Here is a 25526-nt window from a genome sequence, read left to right as displayed (position 1 = left end):
GTCCGGGGTTTCTTGGGCGAGGCGGTCTTTCTTACAGTTTTGGGGTTGGCGTTGAGTTTCTTTTCGCGTTCGTTGACCGCTTTAGCTTCTCGGATGAAGTGTCCTGGGTTTAGTTCCGATCGTTTCTAGAGGAGGATTGGACCATGCCTAGGAAGTTCAGTGACGAGTTCAAGGACAAGGCGGTGCGGTTAGCCGAGGAGCTCGTTGAGCTTGAGGGGTGCTCGAAGTGGGCGGTGGCGGAGGAGATCGGCGAGAAGCTCGGCGTCTCGGCGCGCACGCTCAACAACTGGTTGAAACCTGTCAAAGCGTCCCCCGACGTTCAGCGGAGCACTGGCGAGTCGGTCGACGACGAACTGAAGCGTCTGCGGCAAGAGAACAAAGAGCTGCGCAGGACAAACGAGATCTTGAAGACCGCTTCAGCTTTTTTCGCAGCGGAACTCGACCGTCCCACCAGAAGATGATCGAATACATCGACACGTATCGCGATCGCTTCGGGGTCGAGGCCATCTGTCGCACGTTAAGGCAGACAGAATGTGGGTTTATCACCTCTCGTGGCTACCGAGCAGCGAAAACACGAGCCCCGTCGGCCAGGAGCTTGTCAGACGCGCTGCTTATCCCCGAATTGGTGAAAGTCTTCGAGGACAACTTCAGCGTGTACGGGGTACGCAAGATGTAGAAGGCCATGCAGCGCGCCGGCTGGGACATCGGTCGTGATCAGACGGCACGGTTGATGAAACTCGCCGGCATCCAAGGCCGCAGAAGGGGTCGCACTCCGATCACAACGCTTCGGGCTGATGTCCCGGATTGTCGTCCTGATCTGGTCAATCGTGACTTCACCGCGTCAGCGCCGCATCGGCTGTGGGTCGCTGACATCACCTACGTGCGTACCCTGTCGGGGTTTGCGTACACCGCGTTCATCACCGATGCGTACTCCCGCAAGATTGTCGGGGTTGCCACCAGGGCGAGAATGCGCACCGATGAGCTGCCTCTTGAGGCTTTTGAGCATGCTCTTTATCACGCAGGTGATCTCCGTGCTGAAGGACTTGTCCATCACAGCGATCGCGGCTCGCAGTACGTGTCCATTCGTTACAGTGAGGCGCTTGCTCAAGCTGGGATTGATCCGTCCGTTGGCACCGTCGGCGATTCCTACGACAACGCGTTGGCGGAAACGGTCAACGGTCTATACAAGACCGAGCTGATCTATCCCCACCGGCCGTGGGCGTCGGTTGGGGAAGTCGAGATCGCGACCCTTCGCTGGGTGTACTGGTGGAATAACCATCGCCTGCACGAGTCATTGGGATACATCACTCCACAAGAGATGGAAGACGCCTACTATCGACAATCACACGCCCACCCGTTGGGCGTTCAATAAGCGGAACGAAAACCAGGACGCTTCAATTTAACTTAGCTGCTAGGCGAATCTAGTAGCTGGGCCCGCTGGGTGTTTACAGTGGTAGGCAGGCGTTTTTGAGCTGCTCTCTTCCCATTGACAAGACCTCGTATATGTTGCGGGATGTTTGGCGTACAAATCTTCTAGCACGGCTTTCGGGCCGTGCTTTTTCTTTTCTTGCTACTTGGTCTGCCCTACTGGGTCTGACACTGTGCCTGAGCTAGCCGCCAAATCCCACCAATCTACAGAAAACTCAGCGAATGGCTTCGTTAAACCGCAGTCGGTGTGATGGAATTAACGAATGACTTCTCAAGCAAACCCGGAGGATTCTCCCGCACCAGACGGAGCCTCCACAGCAACCGCGCATTCTTCTAGCGCGCACCAGAACGAACGGACTTTCTTCGGCCACCCCTTCGGCCTAGCTAACCTCTCCGGCGTGGAGATGTGGGAGCGCTTCAGCTTCTACGGCCTCCAGGCTCTGCTTGCCTTCTACCTTTACTACTCCGTGACTGACGGTGGCCTTGGCATGGACAAGAGCACCGCCACCTCCATCGTCGGTGCTTACGGTGGCTTGGTGTACCTCACCGGTGTGGCTGGCGCGTGGGTTGCCGACCGCATCCTCTCGGCAGAACGCACCCTGTACTACTCAGCGGTGTTGGTCATGCTCGGTCACATCAGCCTGGCCCTTTTGCCGGGCTACATTGGCGTGATCCTGGGTCTGGTGTTCATTGCTGTTGGCTCCGGTGCCCTCAAGACGACCTCGCAGGTGGTTCTGGGCGACCTCTACGATCGCGATGACCCCCGCCGCGACGGTGGCTTTTCTATCTACTACATGGGCGTGAACATCGGTGGCCTGCTTGGCCCGCTGATCACCAACGCGCTGTGGGGCTGGAAGGGCTTCCACTGGGGCTTCGGCGCCGCCGCACTGATGATGGCTATCGGCCTGGTGCAGTACACCCTCTTGCGTAAGCAGACCATTCAGGACGCGGGCCACGACGTTGTGAACCCGCTGCCGCGAAAGAAGTACCTCCCGGTATTCATCGGCGCTGCTGCAGCGATCGTTGTTTTCGTACTGCTGTTCATCACTGGTGTGCTGAAGGTTGGCCAGCTGTCCAACATCACCGCGCTACTGGCCGTCATCATTGCCGTTGTTCTGTGGGTGCAGATGTACCGTTCCAAGCTGGTCACGGATGTCGAGCGTTCCCGCCTTGTCGGCTTTATCCCCATGTTCGTGGCTTCCGTGGCGTTCTGGTCGCTGTTCCAACAGCAGTTCACTGTGATTGCCGTGTACTCCGACGAGCGCCTGAACCGCAACCTCTTCGGCATGGAGATTCCCCCGGGCGTGGTGCAGTCCATCAACCCGCTGTTCATCATCCTGTTCGCCGCCGTGTTCGGCGCGATGTGGACGAAGCTGGGGGACAAGCAGCCTTCCTACGCCGCGAAGTTCTCTATGGCACTGGTTGTTATCGGCGGTGCGCTGCTGCTGTTCCTGCCGTTCGCCGGTGGCGGAGCGAACTCCACCCCGATGTGGGCCATGGTGCTGATCCTGTTCCTGTTCACAATGGGCGAGCTGATGCTAAGCCCCGTGGGTAACTCCATGGCCACCCGCTTGGCCCCGAAGGCATTCCCCACCCGCATGTTCGGCCTGTGGTTGCTGTCGATCAGCTTGGGCACGTCCCTGTCGGGCAGCTTGGCTGCCTTCTACAACCCGGAGGATGCCTCCGCGGAGCGGACTTACTTCGTCGCGATGTTCGCGGTGATGGTCGGCCTGGGCGCGGTCATGTTCCTGGCCCGCAAGTGGATCCTTAAGCTGTTCGTGGATGTCCGCTAGTTTCAGCTAGGGCATCCAGCCCGCCGGTTCTCACCCCACGCGCACAAGCTCGTGGGGTGTCTTGTTTATGGGCTCTACATTTTTGGACGCCACAATCACAATGTCTTCGATGCGTGCGCCCCACTGACCGGGGATGTAGATGCCGGGTTCAATGGAGAATGCCATGCCTTCTTCAATCACAAAGTCGTTGCCGGCGATGATGAATGGCTCTTCGTGGCAGGAAAGCCCGATGCCGTGGCCGGTGCGGTGGATGAAGTACTCGCCGTAGCCAGCTTCTTCGATGATGTCGCGGACGACCTTGTCGACTTCGCCGGCCGTCACGCCGGGCTTGGCGAATTCCAACCCGGCCTCCTGGGCGCGCTGCAGTACGTCGTAGATCTTTTGCTGCTCGTCCGTGGGCTCGCCAACAACGTAGGTGCGGGTGCAGTCCGAGTGGTAGCCGCTGGCCAGGGTGCCGCCGATGTCGACGACCACCACGTCGCCGGACTCGATGACGCGATCGGAGTGATCGTGGTGCGGGTCCGCGCCGTGCGGGCCGGAGCCGACGATGATGAAGTCCACAACCTCGTGCTCTTCGAGGATGAGGCGCTCCAGTTCCTTGGCCACGTCATTCTCGGTCACGCCTGCGCGCAGCAGGTTCGGGACCTGGCGGTGGACTGCGTCGATGGCAGCGCTTGCGCGGCGCAGCTCGGAGAGCTCTTCGTCGTCCTTGCGGATGAACGCCTGGGCGAGCACCTGGGTGGCGTTGACGGTGGAGATACCGCGGGACTGCAGTTCCAGCAGGTGATCGGCGGTCATTGCGCCGCTGACAGCGTAGGAGCCTTCGGTGATATAGCCGTAGGGGTCTTCGCCGTCGTTCCACCCGATGATCTCCACACCGAGCTTGCCCGCCACGGACTTCTTCAGGTCTGCTACATCCACGCCGGGGACGATGATGCGTGCGGCGTCCTGAGTAAGAACCAGAGCCGTGAACCGCTCGTGGGTGGTGATCTTCGACGAGATCAGGTACTCCATGTCCGGACCGGGGGTAACGATCACGCCGTCCAGGCCCGCCTGTGCGGCGATGTCGCGGACGGTGGCAAGACGCTTGCTAAACGTTTCGGTTGGGAAGAATTCACTCATGGCCACCAGGGTACGCCCCGGGGTGTGGGGGAGCGGTGGGGTGTGGGGTGGCTGGTAGCAGTTGCCGGCAGGACTTCGCCACAAGTTCTTGTGCCTCCCACCGGGCGTTTCGTCGACTCTTACAACTTTGGCATGCGCTCTGTCAACGAGCCGGTAACCAGGTCGGCCCATGAGTCGGAAGAGGAGATGTCGTCTTCGTAAGCGATGAGGTAGCCCCATGTTTGGTCTTCGTACTCTGGCATGCCCACGAGTTGGCGTACCACGCGCTCCGCGGCGGCTCGCTTGGCTTGGACGCGGTCGTCGTCTCGCCCGCGGTTTTCCTTCGCCTCAACAATCCAGTGGGTGCCGTCCTTGTCGTAGACAACAAAGTCAGGCACGTACGAATTGTGCGGGGTGTAGGCCACTCGTGCGCCCTCATGGGTGTAAATGCGCTTCCACCACACAACGTTTGGGTCGAGGTCAAGAAGCGCTGCCAGGCGGTACTCGCCGGTAAACGAGTCGAAGCGTGCGGCCTCGAAAAGCCCCTTCTTCCAGGTGCCGTAGTACTCGGAGTCGCTAAAACCTGCCTTTCCTGCGCTCTTTGCCTGTCGGTCAAGGAGTTCGAGAATCTTCTTGTCGAGTTCCAGCGGGAACGAGTCGTTAATAGGCAGTGTCACCGGGTGAATCGTCACCTTTGTTCCTGTTTGAGCGTTGGCCTTCTTCGACTCTTCAACCACGAGGTCTTTCAGGTGCCGTGTCGCGGACACCTTAGCTTTCTCCGTCCACTGCTCAATTTTGGTCGCCTCCATGAAAGTCGGCACAATGCGACGCTTGAGTTGGCTTGTGTTTTCTGGCGTTGTGGCCACCAACCCGGAGCCTATGACGCGACGGATAAGTTCCGTAGCCACTTGGGAGGCAGACTGCCGAAAACTCGGCACTGCGGAACGCTCGTCATTGTCGAGTTCGATGGCGTTTCCCTCTTCTGCCACGCCGATCTTGGTGCGGGCTAGGTACTCGTCGGTGTCGGTGACCTTGCCCGCTTGCTCGATAACGGTGGCGTTTGTGATGTCTACCAGTTCGAACTGCTTCTTTGTTTTCGTCATGGTCGAAGACGGGAAGTCGAAGGTGGTGCCGGCGAACGCTTCGTTGATGTGGACGACGACCGGTGTGAACACTTCGACACCTTTTGCAATATCGTCTTCGTCGGTGAGTGCTCGTGTGCCGACCGTACTGCAGCCTGAAGCAGGAGGAGTGTCGACTGGGGTAAGTGAGCCCTCGCCAGGCTGCACCGTGGTGGTGCCAGCTTCGCTGGTAGTAGTGGTGACACCCGCGGTGCCGTTACCGGTTCCAGTGCCAACCTGCGGCGGGTTAGAAGTGCCAGGCGGGGTAATAATCTCCACACCTTCTGCGTCTTCAACTGCGTCGTCGATACCGAACTGCTTGAGCACGTTTTCACTTTCCAGCAGTTTCACGAATGACTCGTGCGACAAGATATCCAACTCGTCAATGGCCGGCACCCTCGTAAGTGCCCCGAACGGCAAGCGAAGGCCTCGGCCCATGACCTGCTGGGTCAGCACCTCCGAGCCCATTGTGCGAAGGGTACACATCACCGCAATACGCTTCGTGTCCCAGCCTTCGCGGAGTTTATTGACCGAGACGATAACCCGAACCGGGGAGTTATCTGTGTCGAGGTAGCGCAAGAAAGACTGGGTCGTGTTGTCGTTGTGCTCGTTGTCCACCTGGAGTACTGCAAGCGGGTCGCCAACGTAACCGGGCCCGCGAAGCCTCTCGGCTATCTCGGTTGCGTGGGGCACACCTGAGCAAACGACGAATAACAGCGGTTTGGTCTGCTTGCCGTCCGGGTGCGCTGCTCTATAGTTCGCGTACGCCTCCTCTTTGATTGCCAGAAGTGATAAAGCGTCTTGGAGCTGGCGGTTTTCCGAGTCATAGCCCGAGTCGCGGTAGACCAGCACAGGCTGCTTGACGTAGCCGTCCTGGATAGCACGCCACAGTGGGTAGCGGTAGACGATGTCGTCGCCCTCGTCCGGGGAAGCCGTAAGCCCCACGGTCACAGCCGGCTTGAGAGAGGTCAACGACTCGCGGAACCTCTTTGCAGTGGTACCGAACAGGTGGGACTCGTCGGCAATGATGACCAGGTTTTCGGTGTCGATAAGTCGCTGTGCCAGGGCTCCGGAGTCCTCTTGGAACTTCCAGGTCTTCCGGCGTGCTGCTTCTTCGCCAGTGGCGACGTTCTTTCCACCCTCTTTCGGCGGAATGAGTTGGTGGACATTGAATACGTAGAGCGTCGACGCAACCTCACCGACAAACAAGCCAGTCGCAACGTCGTTTACCCTCAGAGTCGACATGTCACCCGGAGTGACCAGCCGAGGGGGCATAGCGAAGCCGCCAATGTAGCGGTGGGAGCCTTCCGAGAAGTCGAGGACCGTCTTGTCCTGCACAACCTTTGTCGGGGTGACCACCATGACGTTGGGGTGGCCTTGGCGCCGCAAGTACTCAATAAATGCTGCCATGACATAGGTCTTGCCAGCACCTGTTGCGAGGTTGAGTACCAACGGTTCTAAAGCGTCGTAGTCACCTGATTCGATTCGTTTCACCAATTCGGTGAGCGCTTCAGTATTCGGTGCGCGAAGGTCGAACTTCGACGTGAGTTCTGCAACCAGATTCTCGTCGTAGGAGAGGTTCAATTTCTGTGCCATGGTTACTTCTCCTCCTCGGCAGCGTCGGAGTACGGGAAGACTTCGAGCGGGACGTGAACGACCCGCGAGCCGTTCTTGAACCCGCGGACATGCTCGCGGGCGAAGTCATCGACCACAGTTGCCGCGAACAGGACAGAGTGTCCTTCTGGGAGGTGGGCCATAACCTCGCCCACCTTCTCTTTGTCAAGCACACCTTCAACAACGACGAGGTGCTCGCGGCCACGCTTGCCGTCGAAGTACAGGTCTTCGGGGGTGAGTGCAAAGCGAAGCTGTGCCGCCACAGAACGCACGAGCAGGTTGCCGGTGGCATGCTCGGTCAGGGTGGTCAAAGCGACCTCGGGGTCATAGTCGTAACAGGGCGGCTCAAGATGAGCGACTTGGAAGCCACCACCGCCCCGCCAATTGACGACCCCCTTGACAGGTTTGGTCTTGGTCATCTTCTTGAGTTGTTTGACCGCGGGGTTCTTTTTGAGTTCGTCGTCGTTCTTGATGGCCTTATTCAGCAAAGACGTGAACTTCTGCGCTTCTTCTGGAGTCAAGCCTTCCGGCAAACCGTCTTCGGTTGCGTCCGCTCGTTCTTCCTTCTGGACAGTGATTCCACCCTGGTCTTCGTTGTTAATGACCTTTTCAAGGCGCGGGCGAGTAAAACGGTTGAACGTGTCCTCCACCAGTTCGCAGGTCACCCAGCGACGGCCCATTTTCTGAGCGACCGCTGCGGTTGTTCCCGAACCGGCGAACACGTCGAGGACGATGTCGCCGGGGTTGGTGGCGATGTGGATGATGCGTTCAAGTAGGCGTTCAGGCTTTGGGGTTGCAAAGGCGGCGGTGTTTGGGAAAAGGGCGTTCATCTCGGCCTTAGAGGTGCGGTTGTGTCCAACCTCCTCGTGCAGCCAGAGAGTCTGTGGGGCTCGGGTCTGAGAAATCTCGTCAAGGTAACGCTTCAATTTGAGGCCTCCCTTCCCTCCATCGGTGAAGTAAAGACGCGGGAGCGGAGAAGCCCCATAGAGACTTTCACCCTCGGGAACTTTAAGGAGTGGCCCGTCAACGACAAGATCAGGAACGTCTGAGCGGAGTTGATTAACGGGTATCCCAGTTGCCCGGCTTCGCTTATCTAGGTCGGGTCTCACCTCATCCCGATAGTAGGTTGTCTCATTCAGCCATTCATGGAAGTCAGCACGCCTCTTTCCCCACTGTCGATTCTTTGCGGGGTAAATCATTTCACCGGTCACCGGGTTCTGCACCCCGTAGACTGCGGAAACTTGACGACCATTCTTATCGACCGAGTGCGGGGCTGCCGGGTCGGCGGAAATCCACACACGGCTGTCACCGTCTGGGCTTGTGTATAAGGCATCACGAGAGGCGAGACGGGGAAGCTTGTTTGACTGCCAGCCCGGGGACTTTGAGTACACGATGATGACATCTTGATCCACGGAAAAGGCTAAAGCGTCATTTCGGGGAGAATATGCCTTCTGCCAGATGGCTTCCGCCACGAAGTTCCCGCTCCCAAACACCTCGTCAAGCAGCACTCTCATCCTGTGGTTCTCTACGTCATCCAGGTGAACCCAAATGGAGCCGTCCTCGCTTAGCAAATCGCGCAAGTGCAGCAGGCGGTCCCTCATCATGGTCAGCCACACGGAATGTTCGAGGTTGTCCTCGTAGTTTGCGAAGGTCTGAGCAGTGTTAAACGGCGGGTCAATGTAGATGCACTTGACCTTTCCGACGTACTTCTTTGACCACTCCGGAATGCGCGTCAGCGCTTCGAGTACGTCGCCAGACTCGCCCAGAATTAGCAAATTGTCAGACTGTGGCTCCAGGTCAGCACGCTCGGAGTAGGTGGTGTCTTCCTCTTTGTCTGCCCTCGTCCCGGTGACCGTTTCGTCGACCGACAAGACTCTGGTTTCACAGTATCTCGGGTCGCGCGGATCTACCCAGGTGTAGCCGTAGCGTCCATGCTCGGTGGGAATGAGTGCCTTGTCCTTGTTTGTCCAGGTAAGTTCAAGACGCTGTTGTTTGCTCAACTGTGTCTCCTTCTCTAATAACCACCGTGCGTGTTGTCACTTCTTAGAATAGTCGGGGACGCTCACGCGGTAGGAAAACTGGCGCACGGGCGCCGACTACTCCTTTTCAGCTTGGAAAGGTTTCCACCTGTTGAGCCGCACGAAGACAACACACGTTACTAGGGCTGACGTGGAGCGAACACTCACTTTACAGACGCCCGCGATAAGGCAGAGCTGAACCTCTCTAAAGTTCACGCGAGCCCTAAGGACTACATGAGGATCCGCCGCTCGTGATGCGAGTTCGACGGGCACTGCCGCTTCGAATAGTTGATGCAATCAATCGGCTGTTCGCAATCAGTCGAATTTATCGAACCATCGTGGATCTACCGTCGGGCGTAGCTTCACCCCAGATTCCCCATCCGCGCGGATGAGTTCTGCGAGGCGGTCGCCGCTAATCAAGTCAACCGTCGGAACCGTAGAGGTTGCCGCCTTCCGAGCAGGGTCTGTAAAGCGGCTGAGCGTCACAATGATCGCCCGCTCCGCGCCCTTCGTCTGTGCGCCACGTTGGAATAGCGCTACGGTTTCACGCCCAATAGGTTTACCCTCCGGTGCATAGCGTTTGATCTGTACAGCTACGCGCGAGGAAAGAACCGGCCTCAGTGGTGCAGTGCCTATCGCATCGACGCCCTCATCCCCAGAAGCACCAGTGTGCTGAAGCTGCAAGCCGTATCGGCGCAGTAGATAGATGACAAACTTTTCAAAGCTTTCAGGAGTGAGCTCGTGTAGCCGAATCAGCAGTTGGCTCTTCCAATCACGGTCCTTGGCCTCTTCGTTGGACTCTGTCAGGATCTCCTGGTCAGGAACATCGTCTTCTTCCTCCAGGGGAACGGCATCTTCCTCTTGCTTTCTCAGCTTTCGCTTTGCCCGATAAGCTTCCCGATCAAGTTCTCGGACTCTCTCATATGCAAGATCATCAGACAGTTTAAGAAGCTGTTCGCCGTCATCTGTGAGTAGATACATACCCCGGTCTGGTTGTTCGAGAACACCGATCCGTTTAGCCGTGGCTCGGCCCCAGCCAATGCGCTCAATGAGGACCGAATCGTTCGGCCTGTTCGGATACGTCGCAAGCACAATTTCCTCGGAGTTTGGAATCAGTTCCAATACTTCCTCCGCCATCTCGCTGACTTTTGCCGATCCTCCTAAGCGGTTCACCGCTTCCACAATCGGAACGACGAGTTGCTGGTGGGTGGGTATGCCTAGTTCAGTGAACGATCCATTGGGTTTTCAGCTTCCATGTTGATGATTCTCCCAAAGTATGTGGTCACGCGAGAGGGAACGCCGGATGTGTTCAAGCTAACTTTACCTATGGTAAAAATAAGCCATGATTCCCCTAAGGGGAATGTAAGATCAGTTATTGTAGGGTTCCCCTTTGGAGTGGCTGCGCAGATCCGTTTCTCGCAGCACTCGGGGAACGATTTTTCGATCAACCTCCTGTTTGCTCGGTTGGTCGTTGAACAGTGTTGGAGGATTTAAAGAATGCGCAAAACTACGAAGAAAGCTCTGTCAATCGGGCTTTCGGTCGGTCTTGTTTTTGCCGGAGTGCACGCTGTTGACGAGCCTGAAGTGCGTGCAGAGACCGTATCCACTTCAGCTCAAGGTGTGCCCGCGCCTCCGGCGCTAAGTCTGGAGTTGGATCCTCGAATCCTTAGCGCGGTAAGCTTCGGAGTTATCGCGTTGATCGTCACAATCGTTTCCGCAGTGATGAATAAGTCGGGAGGAAATAATAGCTCCGGAAACTCTGGTGGTACGGCCACGAACCCCCCAACTGATGAACGTGCATACCTGGCAAATCTTCGTTCAGATTTCATTAGTCAGTTGCGAGCTCACCGGGCGGCTAATGGTTTTCCAGGGAATACGATTAATCCGAAGAAACCCATCCATTACGAAGATACTCTGAACAGCTATGCTGATGGTTGGTCGTCCACGATGGCTAGGACTCAAAATTACAATCATGGCCCGAAGATCTCTGGCAGGGTATGCCAGGAAAACCTCATGATGCATTACTCCGCGCCTAGTGCTGAAGACTTAATGAATGCATGGAAGAATTCGCCCGGGCACAATCAGACAATGCTGGTCTCCGAATATAAGGACATTGGGCTGTCGACCAAGTTCGGTAATGGAGCCTACTATTCCACTCTGATCATGTGCCGGTAGGGAGTGTTCCTAAATAGTTTGTCAACCTCGCGTGTGGCTCAGCAGGGGTTGTTTGGCCGTGTTGCTTTCGGGCAGGGCTGCTAGCCGCCTGGGATTTTACCCAGTCGGCTGGCAGCGTCCTGGAATTGATTCCGCTTCTTTTATGGCCCTGTGTTGATGGGCTAGGTGGGCTAGTACTCGGTTTCCACTTCCTGGGGTGTCGAAGTCCAACGCTTCGTGAAGCCGCTTAGTGTTCCACCAATGCACCCACCGCAAGGTGGCCAGTTCGACTTCTCCGACCGACGTCCACGGGCCTTGGGCATGAATCAGTTCCACCTTGTAGAGACCGTTGACTGTTTCGGCTAGAGCATTGTCATAAGAATCGCCGACAGTTCCCACACTTGACCGAACTCCGGATTCCGCTAGCGCGGTGTAGGCGAATCCTGATGGGGTGTGAACGTCTGGTGCTTGTGCACGGAAGTTTCGGCGCACAAGATCCGGACGATGATCCGGCACCATAGGGCTGAACGTGGTAATTGGGGTTCGTCCGTGTCTGCGGCCGGAAACACCTGCTAATTCCATTAACCGGGCGGTTTTGTCACGGCCGATATGAAATCCTTCACGGTTCATCGCGTGCCACATTTTACGTATGCCATAACTGAGAAGTTTTCCGCATGCACACGCTGGATCTCTGGGATGAGCAGGCTTTCGCTTAAGGCTCTTGCGCTGGGAACGCGTGTGGTGGCTTTGCGGTAGCCGCGTGAGGTGATGAATCCACGATCTGCCTGTTTAACGACTCGGCAGATGGTCTCGACCCCAAATTGCTCCTTGTGTTCATCGATGTAGGAGATCATTTGGTCGTGGGGCGGTCGAGTTCCGCTGCGGAAAAGCCGAGGCAGTCTTGAGGATTCCGTTTGCTAGTTTCAACTCCCGGTTTTCCCGGCGTAGTCGTTTGAGCTCTTCTTCCATGGTTTCGCCGCTTGTTGGTGCTGCTTGATCTTCGGCTGCGATGCTGCCGCGGTACCAGGCGCGCAACGTGTGGTGGGACACACCAAGGGGTTCTCCGACTTCCTCGTAAGCGTGTTGCCGTCAACAAGACACAAGACGCACCATCTCATGGACTTGGTGGACCGCCATTTCTTGAACTCGGCGGAATACTTTTAGGGCATAGTGCCAATCCTTCCTTAGCAGAGGTAGGAACTAAACCCAGGACGATTCAAGGTTGCAGGGATACTTGCTTTACAGACCTTATCGGAACATGAAAGTCGTAAGGCTGGGGTGATGTGAAAAACCGATCATAGAAGAGTGCATGCGTGTAAGATATCAAACGATAGTTGGCATCTAGACGAAGGTAAAATTCCAGATCGATGCCTTGGAGGACTAAGAGACACTAATGAACAGGAACCTAAGATATGAAGAATATATTTTCGAAAATTTTATCTGATTATGGGCAAGCGAAAACGCAAAAGCTTGCTGGCCATCCATTAGCTAGCTATATACGTAAAGAAGCTGTCCAGACTTTAATAACTGATGTAGGTATTGAAACAGACATATACAAGGTATCTGGCTCGGCGGGTCAGGGTGCGTGGGCGCAAATTCCATGGTTGTCTGTGTTAGATAAGTCAATTACTTCAACACCGACGCATGGCTACGACATTATCTATCTATTCAATGCTGATATGAGCGGCGTGTATCTATCATTAAATCAGGGGTGGGCTCACTTTGAGAACAAGTATGGCGTTAAGCTAGGGAGCGACTATATAAAGAGAATTGCCGGGTATTGGAGGGGAGAACTAGCATCATCTCTAAGCGATTTTGAAACCAAATCGATCGACCTAAAGGCAGAAGGTAAACAGCGACCTCGTGGTTACGAGTTGGGGCACATATGTGGAAAATACTATCCCGCCGACGATCTTCCTGAAGATTTCAAAATGGTCAGTGACCTTCGTAATCTTATCGGGGTATTTCGGGAGTTAAAAGGGAAGATTGGAACTCAGGGATTCGACCAAAAAAATGCTGAAATTATCGCGAACAGCATCGTTGGCCACAATCTTGAAACTGAAGTGTCAGGAACTAGCAATTCGGAACAAAATCCTGGAGCAAGAAAGCTAGAAGAGAAGAACGATACTGAAGACGCTAGTCTAAACGATAGATTGCTATCTGGAGCAGCTGCGAAGTTGAGTTTGCAGCAAGCTCCGGATGCTCTTCGATCAATTCGCGAAGGCGAGGAGCGAATAGCTCGTAAAGTCGACTATGAAGCTAAGCAACGTCGCCAAAAGAAGATTGGATTACTAGCTGAAGAGGCCGTTATAGACTATGAGCGGCAGAAGTTAAGGTTGGCGAACCGAAATGACTTGGCGCAAAAGATTGTACATGAGTCGACTGAACACGGCGACGGCGCTGGATACGATATCCTCTCATTTACTGAGGAGGGCGAGAAGCTGTTTATCGAAGTGAAGGCGACAACAGGATCTATTCGAGAAAGCTTCTTTCTGAGCAAGAATGAAGTTCAATTCTCTGGCGAAAACGCCGGAAATTATGCCCTCTATAGAGTATATAACCTTTCCGCACAGCGAGAAGCATGGGGTCTATATATTCTCTACGGAGACATCCGCGATTCGGTGGAGCTGATGCCTACAACTTATAAGGCACATGGCGCTGTAAGCGATCTAGTTCAAGATTAGTTTGATCGATTCCATAAATGAACGGTCTTATCACGCAAATTGTTCAGGGTATGTGGCGCGGTGAGATTGGCTATGGTAAGTGTCCTGGGTTTAGTTCCTACCTCTGCTGAGGAAGGATTGGCACTATGCCCAGAAAGTATTCCGCCGAATTCAAGGAAAAGGCGGTTCGTCAAATCCATGAGATCGTGCGTCTGGAGTCTTGTTCACGGCAACGCGCTTACGAGGAAGTCGGCGAACTCCTTGGCGTGTCCCACCACACGTTGCGCGCCTGGTACCGCGACAGCATCGCAGCCGAAGAGCAGACATCACCTTCTGATGGTGAAACCATGGAAGAAGAGCTCAAACGGCTACGCCGCGAAAACCGCGAGCTGAAACGAGCAAATGGAATCCTCAAGACTGCCTGGGCTTTTTTCGCAGCGGAACTCGACCGACCCACGACCAAATGATCTCCTACATCGATGAATACAAGGAGCAATTTGGGGTCGAGGCCATCTGCCGTGTTTTGAAACAGGCAGATCGTGGATTCATCACCTCACGCGGCTACCGTAAAGCCACTACACGTGCGCCCAGTGCGAGGGCTTTAAGTGATAGCCTGCTTATCCCAGAGATCCAGCGTGTGCATGCAGAGAATTTCTCGGTTTACGGAATCTGCAAGATGTGGCACGCGATGAACCGCGAGGGCTTTCCTATCGGCCGCGATAAGACCGCACGCCTGATGAACCTAGCGGGTGTCAGCGGTCGGCGCCGTGGGCGTAATCCAGTAACAACGATGAGTGCGAAAGTATCGGATCGTCGCCCCGATGTGGTTCAACGCAACTTTCGTGCCCAGGCCCCTGGGCGGCTGTGGGTGTCCGACATTACCTACGTTCGTACTTTGTCTGGCTTCGCCTACACCGCGTTTGTCGTGGATGTCTACAACCGGAAAATCGTTGGTGTTGCCACTCGCTCGACGATGCGTACCGATGCGCTGCCGATGGAGGCGTTGGAGCATGCTCTCACGGCGGCCGGCCGGGTTCATGGAAGCCAGCTGATTCACCACAGTGACCGGGGTAGTCAGTACGTGTCGTTGAAGTATTCCACGGCCTTGGCGCAAGCCGGAATTCGGCCCAGTGTGGGAACGGTCGGTGATTCTTATGACAACGCTCTCGCCGAAACGGTTAATGGTCTCTACAAAGCAGAATTGATTCATGCCCAAGGTCCGTGGACATCGGTCGGAGAAGTTGAACTGGCCACCTTGCGGTGGGTTCATTGGTGGAACACCAAGCGACTTCACGAAGCATTGGATTACGCCACCCCACAGGAAGTGGAAACCGAGTACTATCTCACCGAGCCCATCAACACAGGGTCGTAAAAGAAGCGGAACTAAACCCTGGACGCTTCAGTGTCGGCGATGATGAATGCGTCGCGTTTGTCTGTTTTTGCACGTCCTGGGTAGAGATCTGAGACTTTGCGCATCGCAAGACCTGGCAGGTATCCGACTTCGCAGCCGCAGTCCCGGGCTACAGCAATCGGTAGTGCGCCGATGGTGTTGGGTTGGTCGACGATCACGAGCACGGTTCCAAGCTCCTGAAGCTGGTGAAAAACGCCTGCTAGTTCGGATTCGAGTTGGGGCAACGGTTTGTCGAAGACCTTGTTGCCATCACGGTCTAAGGCGCAGGCGTGGTGTTCAGATTTGCCGACGTCTAGGCCAAGGAATATGTCGATGGAATGCTCCGGAGACATGATGAGCTCCTAGAAAACGAGATGGGTATGGCGTTGTTCCAGTCGCTGGCGTCATGACCTTCGTTGCAAGCACCCACGTTACAAAGAGACCTAGTTTGAAACTGGCCGTGTCCCTATCAGCTGTCATCGAAAGTCCTGGCACCCGGCGGCAACACTCCCGGATTATGGAAACTACAGGGCAAGTAAGCCATACCGGGACCAGCGACTATCCCCATTATCAGGGACGCTCACAAGGTAACGGGGCTATGATTTTTTATTCTAGTGTACCCATCATAATGCCCATTTGAATCTGCTGTCATTATAAAGGTTAGACCAACCCTCATAGCATGAAACTCGATTGTACGTATTTTGACCACAGATTGTCAGGTGTTCTAATAGTGCCGCTAGGGCTTTCATCGCTTGTGGGGGAACGGCCAAGCCTCTAGAGCAAGATCCAAAATCATTTCACAGCGATCTTCCATTTCCTGGTCCTCAAATGAGTCCAAGTCATATAACTTTTTTGTCAACTCGAACCCAGATTCTCTATAAGTCTCCTTCTTAATGGAAAATTCGGCATCGGCTGCTGCATTATTGAGTGAACGTTCAAAAAGCGTCAAATTTGGAAGTGCATGCTGATACTCCTTGACGACACTTCTATTATCATTTATATCGACGGCAATCTTCTTGGAGTTCGCTACGATATGCTCGACAGTGATAGACTTTGCGTCCCAGGAAGGGAAAGACTCCACATTTTTTCCGATGCGTTTCCAGTATGCGAGTTCGATCTTAGCTAGCAGATACTTGACTCGGCTCATGCTTTTATCGTTAACGGTGAGCAGAGCGCTGCGGAATTGATTATCGGATGGAACGAAGTTTTTGTCAAAGAACCACGCTTCTACATCTGTGGCATTTTTAAGTTCTCCGGCGTCGATCTTAGCAGCAACATCGCCATAAATTCTCTCAGCTGTTCCGCCACCCATTATTCCTGAAAGGGCTGCCCTGATGGACCAAGTGGTAGCAATTTTGATGAGTTTGGTAGACTCTTTGGGTCTCCAATTTCGCAGTGCAGCAAGGAACATTGCATTGGGAGCTTCTAGGGCGAAGCGACGATGTGCAATGATCTCATCTCTTACATCTTCGGAAATGCTCGACCAATACGGGGAATCAAAAGAGCGTAGTGCGTCGTAGATCTTTAATGAGCTTTCAAGATTCCGGAGGTAATCTAAGGTAGCATCTCCTTTTCTTTCGAGCTTTGCTTGAAGGGCTTTATATAGATCCTTTTTCTTTACTTGACCCCACCGTGATGTATAGTCTGCCTTAATGAATTTGACCAGCTCGTCGGATTTGTCGAAGTATGAGGCGATTGTCGTCCAAGCTTTCAAAGCGTCTGCCACCTTATCGTCGCCGGCGGAGCTGAGGAAGAAATTTTTTAAAAGATCTGCGGTAGTAAGGGCAGCTCCGCGATCGTTAAGGGTCTCGAAAATGACATAGGCTTCAGAAAGTCCGGAGGCAACGGCCAATAGAACTTGGGCGTCTTTTGCAAGAAAGTTTTTGAGGGAAATTAGTTTTTCATATGCATGATCTTTCCCTTTATAGATTTCAATCTGTTCCGTTATTCTTGCGTACGCATTAATTAGATTTGACCTGTTTCGATCATTTTTGGACTCCTGAATGAGCTCATCTAAAGATGCGCCATTAATTATTCTATCGTAGTAGAATTGGTCGTCTCTGCTTAGTTGTAGCTTAGCTTCCTCTTTTTCTTTTTCGAGGTCATAGTCTGCGATGAAATCGCTAAAAATCTTTTTCTGTGCTTTTTCTTTACCGAGTTCACCTACAGCTCGGCTAATGGAATACAGGGTTAGTGCGGTTGTTACTATTCTTTGTTGTCCGTCGACTATGAATTGTCTTCCGTCTGACTGGTTGATATCGGCAAGGACTACTGTTCCTAGGAAATAGTCTTCCTGATCCTCCATTGCGCGTGTAATATCGTTCCAGTAGTCATCGACGTTTTCCTCGGTCCAGGAGTAACTACGCTGAAAATCAGGGATTGACAGCTTCCTGTCTTGCAGTAGATGGGCGAGCGTGTCGTGGTCGAAGTTCGTAGTTCTTGTCATTGGTGCTCCAGGTGGTTCGTTAGTTAAGACTGGTATCAATTTTACCCCGAAGTCGAATCGTTGGCAGTGTACTCTCCTTAAAAGTTTTTCTCGGGGGTTGTTTTGTCGCGAGTTGGTTCTTGCGGAAACCTAGTTCTTGCTGGTAGTTGAAAATCGGGGTTTCGCTGATTTATAGCTTGACTTACCTCGAGAAGGAGCTTAATTGGCTATCGTGCAAGGTTTCTTCGGTTTGGCTGACGGTGTGACTGTTCTAAGTTGCACCTAACCCCGCACTACCTTCACGGTCACGCCGCCGAAGATCGACAGCCCGCGGATCAACAGCAGGGGAGCGTCCTCCGGCAAGCTATTCGGGTGGATCGCGCCGTTCTCCACCACCAGTTCGTTGCCGCCGAAAATGCCTAGGCCACCCATTTCAATACGCACGCCCTCCGGCACCAGAACATCCGCACCGCCAAAGCAGCTATTCAGCCACAGCGTGGTAACCGGATCGTTAAATCGGCAATCCCGCAGGTCAAAGTCCGAACCTCCGAAAATATTGAAGTTCCAGTGAGCCTTCGGCACCTGCCACGCCGCCTTCGTCACCCCGCCGAATATCGCCAGGCTGAAGCCCGTCTCGGAGCCCCCGCCAGTCACCAGTGAACGCGACCGCGCAAGTACCATTTCGCGGTGGCGTTGGGCGTCCGAAGCCTGGTGAGCAGTCCACTCCGCGTCACTCGGCGCGCGGTGCGCAACCGCAGTGCTCGCGCCAGGTCCAAAGAGCAACCCCGCAGGCTCGTCCACTAGATCATCCAGCAAGTCCACCAACTCGCTACGCTGGGTCGCAGCATGCGCCTTGCCCGACCGCTCGTCGAACTCCGTGAGGGTCAACTGCCCATCGGCCATGGCACCGGACAGCACCTCCACAGCGGCGGATCGTTCCTGGTCAGTGCAGCGCTTGTCCTTGTAATCGCTCATATTTTTACCCTACTAAAGGAGTCCCCCATTCTCTCCCCATATCGCGTAAACCTGGACTGGCTCTGGGGCACCCCACCCGGCAACGATGGCACGCCCGCCACTGTCCGCGCCGCTGTTTTTGGTATGGACGCCCACACTTCAGCCGAAGCCTGGCTCCGTACCCTTTCTGCGGATGAGGACGGCCGGCGGGGTGAGGGCGGCTGGGGCGCCGAACTGGCCAACCCCACCGATACGTCCGGCCCGGCGCTGGTGGACATCACCTCCGCCGGCGAGGACGTGGCCGACGGAATCGAGGACGGCACTCAGAACCTCTACGAGTTCCTAGCCGAACGCGCCGAGGCTGGGGAACCCCACGGCGCCAGCGAGCTGACCGTGGAGTGGCGTGAGCTGCCACGGACCTAGCGCATCCAGCCCGCCGCTACTTGTCGTCGTTCTCCAGCGGGCCGAGCTCCGCGACCAAGATCTCCTGGGCGACCTTCATAGCCGACAGGGCAGCAGGCTGCGGTCGCGGCGGGCCAGGCCGTCGCGGGTCCACACGGAACCCCAAACGGTCTCGGGGAGTAGCTACTTCCGCAGCAGGTTCTCCAGCTGGCGGGCGGATTCCTTTAAGTCCGCGCCGAACTTCTCCGCCGGGTGGTCGCCCATGCGCGCCACGGGGCCAGAGATGGAAAGGCAGGCGATGACTGTGCGGTTCGGCATATCCGACCCGAAGATCGGCACGGAGGCCGAAGCCAGGGAGGGGTCGCGCTCGGCGGAGGATTCTGCGATCCCTTCGTCGGCAATCTTCTCCAAGTCCTCGCGCGTGTACGCGGCGTCCGGCAAAACCTGGTTCTGGAATGCCTCCGGCGCATAGGCAACCAACAGCTTGGCTGCGGAGCCCGCGTTCAATGTCATGCGGTGACCAATCGGCACGGTATCGCGCAGACCGGTGGCGGGTTCGGCGTTGGCGATGCACACGCGTTCCATTCCGGAAAGGCGATATAGCTGCACGGACTCGCCAGTCTTTGCCATGAGGTCGGGGAGGATGAACTCTGCGGCGTCCTCCAAACGAGAAGAGGTAGACGGTGCCATCTCGGACAGGGCTGGGCCAGTGACCCACGCACCGTCGGCCCCGCGCTCGATCAACCGGTGCTTTTCCAGTGCGACGGCGATACGGTGCGCAGTGGCGCGCGGCAGGCCCGTGATGGCGCACAGGTCGGAAAGGTTGCGAGGTTCTGCTGCGATGACCGATAGGATGAAGATCGCTCGGTCCAAAACTTGAATGCCGCTAGTTGCGGGAATTTCCGTATTGTGTCCCATGATTTGATACTATACATTCCATCCAGTGGAACTGTATAGCGGACACAGAGGAGAGACCGTGACGAACCAACCCTTAACCCTCGCGGAAAAAGTCTGGCGCGACCACATCGTCGCAGCGGGCGAAAACGGCGGACCCGACCTGCTGTACATCGACCTGCACCTGGTTCATGAGGTTACCTCGCCCCAGGCCTTCGACGGCCTGCGACAGGCCGGCCGCAAAGTCCGCCGCCCGGATCTGACCATCGCCACCGAGGACCACAACGTGCCCACCATCGGCGTGAAGACCGGCGACCTGCAGGAAATCCAGGAGCCCACCAGCCGCCTGCAGGTATCTACCCTGCGCGACAACGCCAAAGAATTCGGCATCCGCCTGCACTCCATGGGCGACATTGAACAGGGCATCGTCCACACCGTCGGCCCGCAACTGGGCCTGACCCAGCCCGGCATGACGGTCGTCTGCGGTGACTCGCACACCTCCACCCACGGCGCCTTCGGCTCCATCGCCATGGGCATCGGCACCAGCGAAGTCGAGCATGTCCTGGCCACCCAGACCCTGCCACTGAAGCCTTTCAAGACCATGGCCATCGAGGTCTCCGGCGAACTGCAGCCGGACGTGACCTCCAAGGACCTGATCCTGGCCATCATCGCCAAGATCGGCACCGGCGGCGGCCAGGGGCACATCATCGAGTACCGCGGCGAGGCCATCGAGAAGCTGTCCATGGAAGCCCGCATGACGATGTGCAACATGTCCATCGAGGCCGGCGCCCGCGCGGGTATGATCGCCCCCGACCAGGTGACTTTCGACTACCTCGAAGGCCGCCCGCACGCGCCGAAGGGCGCGGACTGGGACGCAGCCGTGGAGTATTGGAAGTCCCTGCGCACCGACGACGACGCGCAGTTCGATACCGTCGTCCACATCGACGGCTCCGCGCTGACCCCCTTCGTCACCTGGGGAACCAACCCCGGCCAAGGCCTTCCACTGGCGGAAGCAATCCCGCAGCTGGAGGACTTCACCAACGACAACGACCGCCTCGCCGCCGAACGCGCCATGGAGTACATGGACCTTCAGCCCGGCACCCCGTTGCGCGACATCAAGATCGACACGGTCTTCCTCGGCTCCTGCACCAATTCCCGCATCGAGGACCTGCGCGCCGCCGCGGACGTCCTCAAGGGCCGCACCGTCGCCGACGGCACGCGCATGATCGTTGTTCCTTCCTCCACGCGGGTGAAGATGCAAGCGGAAGAAGAGGGGCTCGATCAGATCTTTATTGACGCCGGGGCGGAGTGGCGCACCGCAGGTTGCTCCATGTGCCTAGGCATGAACCCGGACCAGCTTGCCCCGGGCGAGCGTTCGGCTTCCACATCCAACCGAAACTTCGAAGGCCGCCAGGGCAAGGGCGGGCGCACGCACCTGGTCTCCCCGCCAGTTGCCGCCGCCACCGCCGTGACGGGCCACCTTGCAGGTCCGGCGGATCTGTAAAACAGACCGCTAGATACCCGCACAAGACCCGCCCAAAAATTTTTTTTTCGAGCCTCCCCGCCAGCGACCTAAATAGCAGGTGGGGGAGCAGAAAGCAGAAGAGAACACCATGGAAAAGTTCAACACCCACACTGGCGTGGCGGCACCCCTGAACCGCTCTAACGTCGACACCGACCAGATCATCCCCGCCGTCTACCTGAAGCGCGTGACCCGCACCGGATTCGAAGACGGCCTGTTCGCCGGCTGGCGCAAGGACCCGGAGTTCATCCTGAACCAGGAGCCCTACAAGAACGCCTCCGTGCTGGTGGCCGGCCCGGACTTCGGAACTGGCTCCTCCCGCGAGCACGCCGTCTGGGCGCTGATGGATTACGGCTTCCGCGTGGTTCTTTCCTCCCGCTTCGCGGACATCTTCCGCGGCAACTCGGGGAAGGCAGGCCTGCTGGCCGCCCAGATGGAACAAAGCGACATTGAGCTGATCTGGAAGCTGCTGGAACAGCAGCCGGGCGCGGAAATCACCGTGAACCTGGAGGACCGCACCGTCACCCTGGGTACCCACACCTTCGGCTTCGACGTGGACGACTACACCCGCTGGCGCCTGATGGAAGGCCTGGACGACATCGGCCTGACCCTGCGCAACGAGGAAGCCATCGAGGCCTTCGAATCCCAGCGCGCCAGCTTCAAGCCACGCACCATCCCCGCCAGCTAGCGCTTACTTCACGGACAGCGGGCTGGCCAGGTAATCCAGCCCCAGCAGCTTGTCCCCGGCGAAGTGCAGCACCCACGTGCTGGACTTCTTCACCCGCATATCCTCAATTTCCACGTCGTGCTCGCCCGCAACGCGGGCCAGCACGCCGGGGATCACCGTGCCCTGGGCAACGACCATCGACACAGGCGCGGTCGTGGCGGCGTGGAACGCATCCACCGCTGCATCCGAATCGGCGGCCCACCCGGCATCGCCCAGGTTGGCGTCATAATAAACTTCCAGGCCCAAGTCCTCAGCGATAGGCGCAGCCGTGTGCTCGCAGCGCACCGGCACTGCAGACGCGATCGCCTCCGGGCGGTAACCCGACAGCTCAGAGACCAGCAGTTCCGCCTGGCGGCGGCCCTTCTTCGTCAACGGGCGCAGGTCATCATCGCCAGCCCACCCCTCGCGGGCGTGCGCCTTCGCGTGGCGGACGTACAGCACACGGCGGTCGCAACCCAGCTGCAACAGCCCCATGGCGGCATCCACGACCTTGAGGTCAGCATCGTAGCTCAGCAGCTCCTTCGCCTCGGCAGGGGAGACCCAACGCAGCTCGTCGGACTCCTCGTTGGCCTCGAACTCGCCGGACAGGTGCTGGGCAGTCCAGTAGTACACCACCTTCGTGCGCGAACCGACCGGGTAGTGGACGTAGCCCAGAAGCCAGCCCAGGCGCACGTCAAAGCCAGTCTCCTCCCAGATCTCGCGCATGGCGGTACCCGGCAAGTTCTCGCCCGGATCGACCTTGCCCTTCGGCAGGGACCAGTCATCGTAACGGGGGCGGTGGATCAGGGCGATCTCCACGTCCGTGGACTCTGGGGCGGAAGGGGCGGAGGCGGCGGCGTCCTTAGAAAAGCGCCAAATAACGGCACCCGCGGCGAAGGTGGGGCGGGCGAACTCCTCGCTGGGGCGGGATCCGATGCGGGTCACGTGCCCCTGATCGTGCCGCGACATGGCCAGGGACGTAGAAAGATCGCCAGTTCCTGTGTGAGTGATCACTTTTAAAGGGATCCCTTTCGATAGACTATTGCCGACAATCGTATAACGAACCCAAAAGTTATATCGAACTCAAGCAGACAAATAAGCGCACGCAGTGCAGGTGGGAAGGCAACAAGCAGATGGTGCAAGTAGCAGTGATGGGCGCAGGATCCTGGGGCACGACTGTTGCCAAGGTATTTGCCGACGCCGGTAACGAGGTCCGCCTCTGGGCACGCCGTTCCGAAGTCGCCGAGGACGTACGCGACAATCACCGCAACAGCGCCTACCTGGGGGATATCGAACTGCCGGAATCACTGACCGGGACTTCCGACCCCGCCGAGGCCCTGGACGGCGCGGAGATCGTGGTGCTGGGTGTGCCTTCGCAATCGCTGCGCGGGAATCTGGAGAAATGGACAGATGCCGACCTGATCGGCCCAGACGCCTCCCTGGTGAGCCTGGCCAAAGGCATCGAACATTCCAGCGGCCTGCGGATGAGCCAGCTGATCTCCGAAGTGGCGTGCGTGCCCAGTGAACGCGTGGCCGTGCTGACCGGGCCGAACCTGGCGCGCGAGGTGGCACAAGGCCAGCCCGCCGCAACCGTCGTGGCCTGCACCGACATGGACCGCGCGAAGCTGATCCAAGCGGCCGTGGCCGCGCCTTACTTCCGCCCGTACACGAACACGGACGTCATTGGTTGTGAGATCGCAGGCACCTGCAAGAACGTCATCGCGCTGGCAGCGGGCATTGCCGCGGGCATGGGATTCGGCGACAACACCGCCGCGACCGTGATCACCCGCGGCCTGGCGGAGACCACCCGCCTAGCCCTGGAAGTCGGAGCCGACGCGCGGACACTCAGTGGCCTGGCGGGCATGGGCGACCTGGTGGCAACGTGTACCTCTACGCTGTCGCGCAACCGCCGATTCGGCGAGCACCTGGGCAAGGGGGAGACCCTGGAAGAGGCTGCTGCCTCGACTAAGGGCCAGGTTGCCGAGGGTGTGGTCAGCAGCCAGTCCGTGTTCGAGCTGGCGGGGAAGGTCGGCGTGGAAATGCCGATCACGGAAGCCGTCGTGGGAGTGTGCCACGAAGCCGCAGACGTGCAGCAGGTGATGATGGGGCTGCTTGGGCGCAGCCGGAAGGCAGAGTAGGGGAAACTGCGGGGCGGTGGGGATGTGGCGTCCAGAAAAGGGCTAAGGTAAAAACCCGTGAGTAACGAACCCAAGAAGCACGCACGAACCACCGTCGCCGTTCTGTACGGCGGGCAGTCGACTGAGCACTCCGTATCCTGCATCAGCGCAGGTGCGGTGATCGACCACCTGGACCCGGAGATCTACGAGGTGGTTCCCGTGGGGATCACCGAAGCCGGCGCATGGGTGCCCGGGACGACCGACACCTCGCAGCTGCGCGCGGACGGGCGGGACATGCCGCGCGTGGAAGACGGGGGCGTGCACGTGCAGCTGACGTTTGGCGGTGCTGGTACGGCCGGCTCTGCGGGCTCTGGTGCGGCGGGCGAGATGCGCTACGTGACCGGGCCGCAGGCAGGCGAAGTCTTTGCGCAGGTGGACGTTGTTTTCCCGGTGCTGCACGGCGTGAACGGCGAGGACGGCACCGTGCAGGGCGTGCTGGATCTAGCTGGTGTGCGGTACGTCGGCAACGGCGTGCTGGCCTCGGCGGCGGGCATGGACAAGGACTTCACCAAGCGGCTGGCGCGCGAGGCTGGCATCCCGGTGGGCGAGGAGCTGATCCTGCTTCAGCCGCGCGAGCTGACTGCCGAGGAGAAGGCGCGGCTGGGGCTGCCCGTGTTCGTGAAACCGGCACGCGGCGGATCCAGCATCGGCATCTCCAAGGTGGACAGCTGGGAGGAGTTCGACGCCGCCGTTGACCTGGCCTTTTCCCACGACAACAAGGTGATCGTGGAGGCCATGATCCACGGCGCCGAGGTTGAGTGCGGTGTGCTGCAGCACGCGGATGGCTCGATCGTGTCTTCTGTTCCGGCGATGCTGAATGGCACTGAGGACGGTGCCGAAGGATTCTATGGTTTTGACGCCAAGTATGTCGACTCGACCGTCTCCGCCACCATCCCGGCGCCGCTACCTGCGGAGACTCTGAAGGAGATCCGCCAACTGGCCATTCGCACGTTCAACGCGCTGGGGTGCGACGGCATCGCGCGCGTGGACTTCTTTGCCACGGAGAACGGGCCCGTGCTGAACGAGATCAACACGATGCCTGGGTTTACGCCGATCTCGATGTATCCGAAGATGTTCGCCGCTGACGGCGTGAGCTTTGGTGACCTGGTCAGTGCGCTGATCGCCCGCGCCCTGGCTTAGCTGGCTCGCTTGGCTGGCCCTGGC

At 57.4% G+C, this 25526-nt stretch carries 18 protein-coding genes and 3 pseudogenes; 10 read left to right on the top strand and 11 right to left on the bottom strand.

Annotated elements, in window-relative coordinates; all coding sequences use genetic code 11:
• Positions 1 to 143 precede the first annotated feature (143 nt).
• Both CJEIK_RS06390 and CJEIK_RS06385 read left to right on the top strand, forming a co-directional pair.
• Positions 144 to 1372: pseudogene (locus tag CJEIK_RS06390) on the top strand (IS3 family transposase).
• A gap of 319 nt (positions 1373 to 1691) precedes the next feature.
• Positions 1692 to 3221 carry a peptide MFS transporter gene (locus tag CJEIK_RS06385; protein ID WP_034965023.1) on the top strand — a complete coding sequence of 510 codons (1530 nt, stop codon included), beginning with the start codon at positions 1692 to 1694 and terminating at the stop codon, positions 3219 to 3221.
• Positions 3222 to 3251: 30 nt separating this feature from the next.
• Here the strand turns inward: CJEIK_RS06385 and CJEIK_RS06380 are convergent, their stop codons facing one another.
• The 4 genes from CJEIK_RS06380 to CJEIK_RS06365 form a co-directional block, all read right to left on the bottom strand.
• Positions 3252 to 4343, bottom strand: a complete 1092-nt coding sequence (locus tag CJEIK_RS06380) for a M24 family metallopeptidase (RefSeq protein WP_005295428.1) — start codon at positions 4341 to 4343, stop codon at positions 3252 to 3254.
• Positions 4344 to 4462: 119 nt separating this feature from the next.
• Positions 4463 to 7039 carry a DEAD/DEAH box helicase gene (locus CJEIK_RS06375; RefSeq protein WP_005295426.1) on the bottom strand — a complete coding sequence of 859 codons (2577 nt, stop codon included), beginning with the start codon at positions 7037 to 7039 and terminating at the stop codon, positions 4463 to 4465.
• A gap of 2 nt (positions 7040 to 7041) precedes the next feature.
• Positions 7042 to 9057, bottom strand: coding sequence for a site-specific DNA-methyltransferase (locus tag CJEIK_RS06370; RefSeq protein ID WP_005295424.1), 2016 nt, complete (start codon positions 9055 to 9057; stop codon positions 7042 to 7044).
• Between the two features lie 333 nt (positions 9058 to 9390).
• Positions 9391 to 10290, bottom strand: coding sequence for a restriction endonuclease (locus tag CJEIK_RS06365; protein WP_034965020.1), 900 nt, complete (start codon positions 10288 to 10290; stop codon positions 9391 to 9393).
• 282 nt (positions 10291 to 10572) lie between these two features.
• Here CJEIK_RS06365 and CJEIK_RS06360 point away from each other — a divergent pair, with 282 nt between their 5' ends.
• Positions 10573 to 11250 carry a CAP domain-containing protein gene (locus CJEIK_RS06360; RefSeq protein WP_011273743.1) on the top strand — a complete coding sequence of 226 codons (678 nt, stop codon included), beginning with the start codon at positions 10573 to 10575 and terminating at the stop codon, positions 11248 to 11250.
• Between the two features lie 96 nt (positions 11251 to 11346).
• Here CJEIK_RS06360 and CJEIK_RS11410 read toward each other — a convergent pair.
• Together CJEIK_RS11410 and CJEIK_RS11405 are read right to left on the bottom strand one after the other, a co-directional pair.
• Positions 11347 to 11655: pseudogene (locus tag CJEIK_RS11410) on the bottom strand (integrase core domain-containing protein); the annotation flags it as partial.
• A 408-nt stretch (positions 11656 to 12063) separates the two neighbouring features.
• A complete protein-coding gene (locus tag CJEIK_RS11405; protein ID WP_439647595.1) occupies positions 12064 to 12279 on the bottom strand; it encodes a hypothetical protein in 216 nt (71 codons plus the stop codon).
• Positions 12280 to 12641: 362 nt separating this feature from the next.
• Between CJEIK_RS11405 and CJEIK_RS06350 the strand changes: the two genes are divergently transcribed.
• On the top strand, positions 12642 to 13913 hold the full coding sequence (locus CJEIK_RS06350; RefSeq protein WP_011273740.1) for an MrcB family domain-containing protein: 1272 nt from the start codon (positions 12642 to 12644) through the stop codon (positions 13911 to 13913).
• A gap of 125 nt (positions 13914 to 14038) precedes the next feature.
• Positions 14039 to 15264 (top strand): IS3 family transposase gene (locus CJEIK_RS06345; protein ID WP_115597273.1). Its coding sequence is split into 2 segments (ribosomal slippage): positions 14039 to 14315 and positions 14315 to 15264, totalling 1227 coding nucleotides; the frame shifts between segments, so codons are not numbered across the junction.
• A gap of 32 nt (positions 15265 to 15296) precedes the next feature.
• Here the strand turns inward: CJEIK_RS06345 and CJEIK_RS06340 are convergent.
• The 3 genes and pseudogenes from CJEIK_RS06340 to CJEIK_RS06330 form a co-directional block, all read right to left on the bottom strand.
• Positions 15297 to 15635 (bottom strand): annotated as a pseudogene (locus tag CJEIK_RS06340) (IS110 family transposase); the annotation flags it as partial.
• A 392-nt stretch (positions 15636 to 16027) separates the two neighbouring features.
• Positions 16028 to 17728, bottom strand: coding sequence for a DUF262 domain-containing protein (locus tag CJEIK_RS06335; protein WP_005295402.1), 1701 nt, complete (start codon positions 17726 to 17728; stop codon positions 16028 to 16030).
• Positions 17729 to 17989: 261 nt separating this feature from the next.
• Positions 17990 to 18682, bottom strand: a complete 693-nt coding sequence (locus CJEIK_RS06330) for a DUF1707 SHOCT-like domain-containing protein (RefSeq protein WP_005295400.1) — start codon at positions 18680 to 18682, stop codon at positions 17990 to 17992.
• Positions 18683 to 18805: 123 nt separating this feature from the next.
• Here CJEIK_RS06330 and CJEIK_RS06325 point away from each other — a divergent pair, with 123 nt between their 5' ends.
• Positions 18806 to 19084, top strand: coding sequence for a hypothetical protein (locus CJEIK_RS06325; protein WP_005295398.1), 279 nt, complete (start codon positions 18806 to 18808; stop codon positions 19082 to 19084).
• A 162-nt stretch (positions 19085 to 19246) separates the two neighbouring features.
• Here the strand turns inward: CJEIK_RS06325 and CJEIK_RS06320 are convergent, their stop codons facing one another.
• A complete protein-coding gene (locus tag CJEIK_RS06320) occupies positions 19247 to 19981 on the bottom strand; it encodes an IclR family transcriptional regulator (RefSeq protein ID WP_005295396.1) in 735 nt (244 codons plus the stop codon).
• A gap of 58 nt (positions 19982 to 20039) precedes the next feature.
• Between CJEIK_RS06320 and leuC the strand changes: the two genes are divergently transcribed.
• Together leuC and leuD are read left to right on the top strand one after the other, a co-directional pair.
• Positions 20040 to 21461, top strand: a complete 1422-nt coding sequence (gene leuC, locus CJEIK_RS06315; protein ID WP_011273737.1) for a 3-isopropylmalate dehydratase large subunit — start codon at positions 20040 to 20042, stop codon at positions 21459 to 21461.
• Between the two features lie 109 nt (positions 21462 to 21570).
• Entirely contained in the window at positions 21571 to 22167 is a 597-nt protein-coding gene (gene leuD / locus CJEIK_RS06310; protein WP_011273736.1) for a 3-isopropylmalate dehydratase small subunit, read from the top strand.
• Positions 22168 to 22170: 3 nt separating this feature from the next.
• Here the strand turns inward: leuD and CJEIK_RS06305 are convergent, their stop codons facing one another.
• On the bottom strand, positions 22171 to 23154 hold the full coding sequence (locus CJEIK_RS06305; RefSeq protein WP_005295390.1) for an NUDIX hydrolase: 984 nt from the start codon (positions 23152 to 23154) through the stop codon (positions 22171 to 22173).
• A 164-nt stretch (positions 23155 to 23318) separates the two neighbouring features.
• Here CJEIK_RS06305 and CJEIK_RS06300 point away from each other — a divergent pair, with 164 nt between their 5' ends.
• A complete protein-coding gene (locus CJEIK_RS06300; protein ID WP_005295387.1) occupies positions 23319 to 24323 on the top strand; it encodes an NAD(P)H-dependent glycerol-3-phosphate dehydrogenase in 1005 nt (334 codons plus the stop codon).
• Positions 24324 to 24380: 57 nt separating this feature from the next.
• Complete coding sequence (locus tag CJEIK_RS06295) at positions 24381 to 25502, top strand: D-alanine--D-alanine ligase family protein (RefSeq protein WP_005295385.1); 1122 nt, start codon at positions 24381 to 24383, stop codon at positions 25500 to 25502.
• Positions 25503 to 25526 lie beyond the last annotated feature (24 nt).

Source organism: Corynebacterium jeikeium (genome assembly GCF_028609885.1).
In the GTDB taxonomy this organism is placed as follows: Bacteria; Actinomycetota; Actinomycetes; order Mycobacteriales; family Mycobacteriaceae; genus Corynebacterium; species Corynebacterium jeikeium.
The sequence above is the reverse complement of the archived record's forward strand: the minus strand, read 5'-3'. Positions and strand labels throughout refer to the sequence as shown.

Excerpts from the sequence above, each read along its gene's own strand:
- CJEIK_RS06385 (WP_034965023.1), top strand. The coding sequence starts at position 1,692 with ATGACTTCTCAAGCAAACCCGGAGGATTCTCCCGCACCAGACGGAGCC.
- CJEIK_RS06380 (WP_005295428.1), bottom strand. The coding sequence starts at position 4,343 with ATGAGTGAATTCTTCCCAACCGAAACGTTTAGCAAGCGTCTTGCCACC.
- CJEIK_RS06375 (WP_005295426.1), bottom strand. The coding sequence starts at position 7,039 with ATGGCACAGAAATTGAACCTCTCCTACGACGAGAATCTGGTTGCAGAA.
- CJEIK_RS06360 (WP_011273743.1), top strand. The coding sequence starts at position 10,573 with ATGCGCAAAACTACGAAGAAAGCTCTGTCAATCGGGCTTTCGGTCGGT.
- CJEIK_RS06350 (WP_011273740.1), top strand. The coding sequence starts at position 12,642 with ATGAAGAATATATTTTCGAAAATTTTATCTGATTATGGGCAAGCGAAA.
- CJEIK_RS06335 (WP_005295402.1), bottom strand. The coding sequence starts at position 17,728 with ATGACAAGAACTACGAACTTCGACCACGACACGCTCGCCCATCTACTG.
- CJEIK_RS06330 (WP_005295400.1), bottom strand. The coding sequence starts at position 18,682 with ATGAGCGATTACAAGGACAAGCGCTGCACTGACCAGGAACGATCCGCC.
- CJEIK_RS06325 (WP_005295398.1), top strand. The coding sequence starts at position 18,806 with ATGGACGCCCACACTTCAGCCGAAGCCTGGCTCCGTACCCTTTCTGCG.
- CJEIK_RS06320 (WP_005295396.1), bottom strand. The coding sequence starts at position 19,981 with ATGGGACACAATACGGAAATTCCCGCAACTAGCGGCATTCAAGTTTTG.
- leuD (WP_011273736.1), top strand. The coding sequence starts at position 21,571 with ATGGAAAAGTTCAACACCCACACTGGCGTGGCGGCACCCCTGAACCGC.
- CJEIK_RS06305 (WP_005295390.1), bottom strand. The coding sequence starts at position 23,154 with ATGTCGCGGCACGATCAGGGGCACGTGACCCGCATCGGATCCCGCCCC.
- CJEIK_RS06300 (WP_005295387.1), top strand. The coding sequence starts at position 23,319 with ATGGTGCAAGTAGCAGTGATGGGCGCAGGATCCTGGGGCACGACTGTT.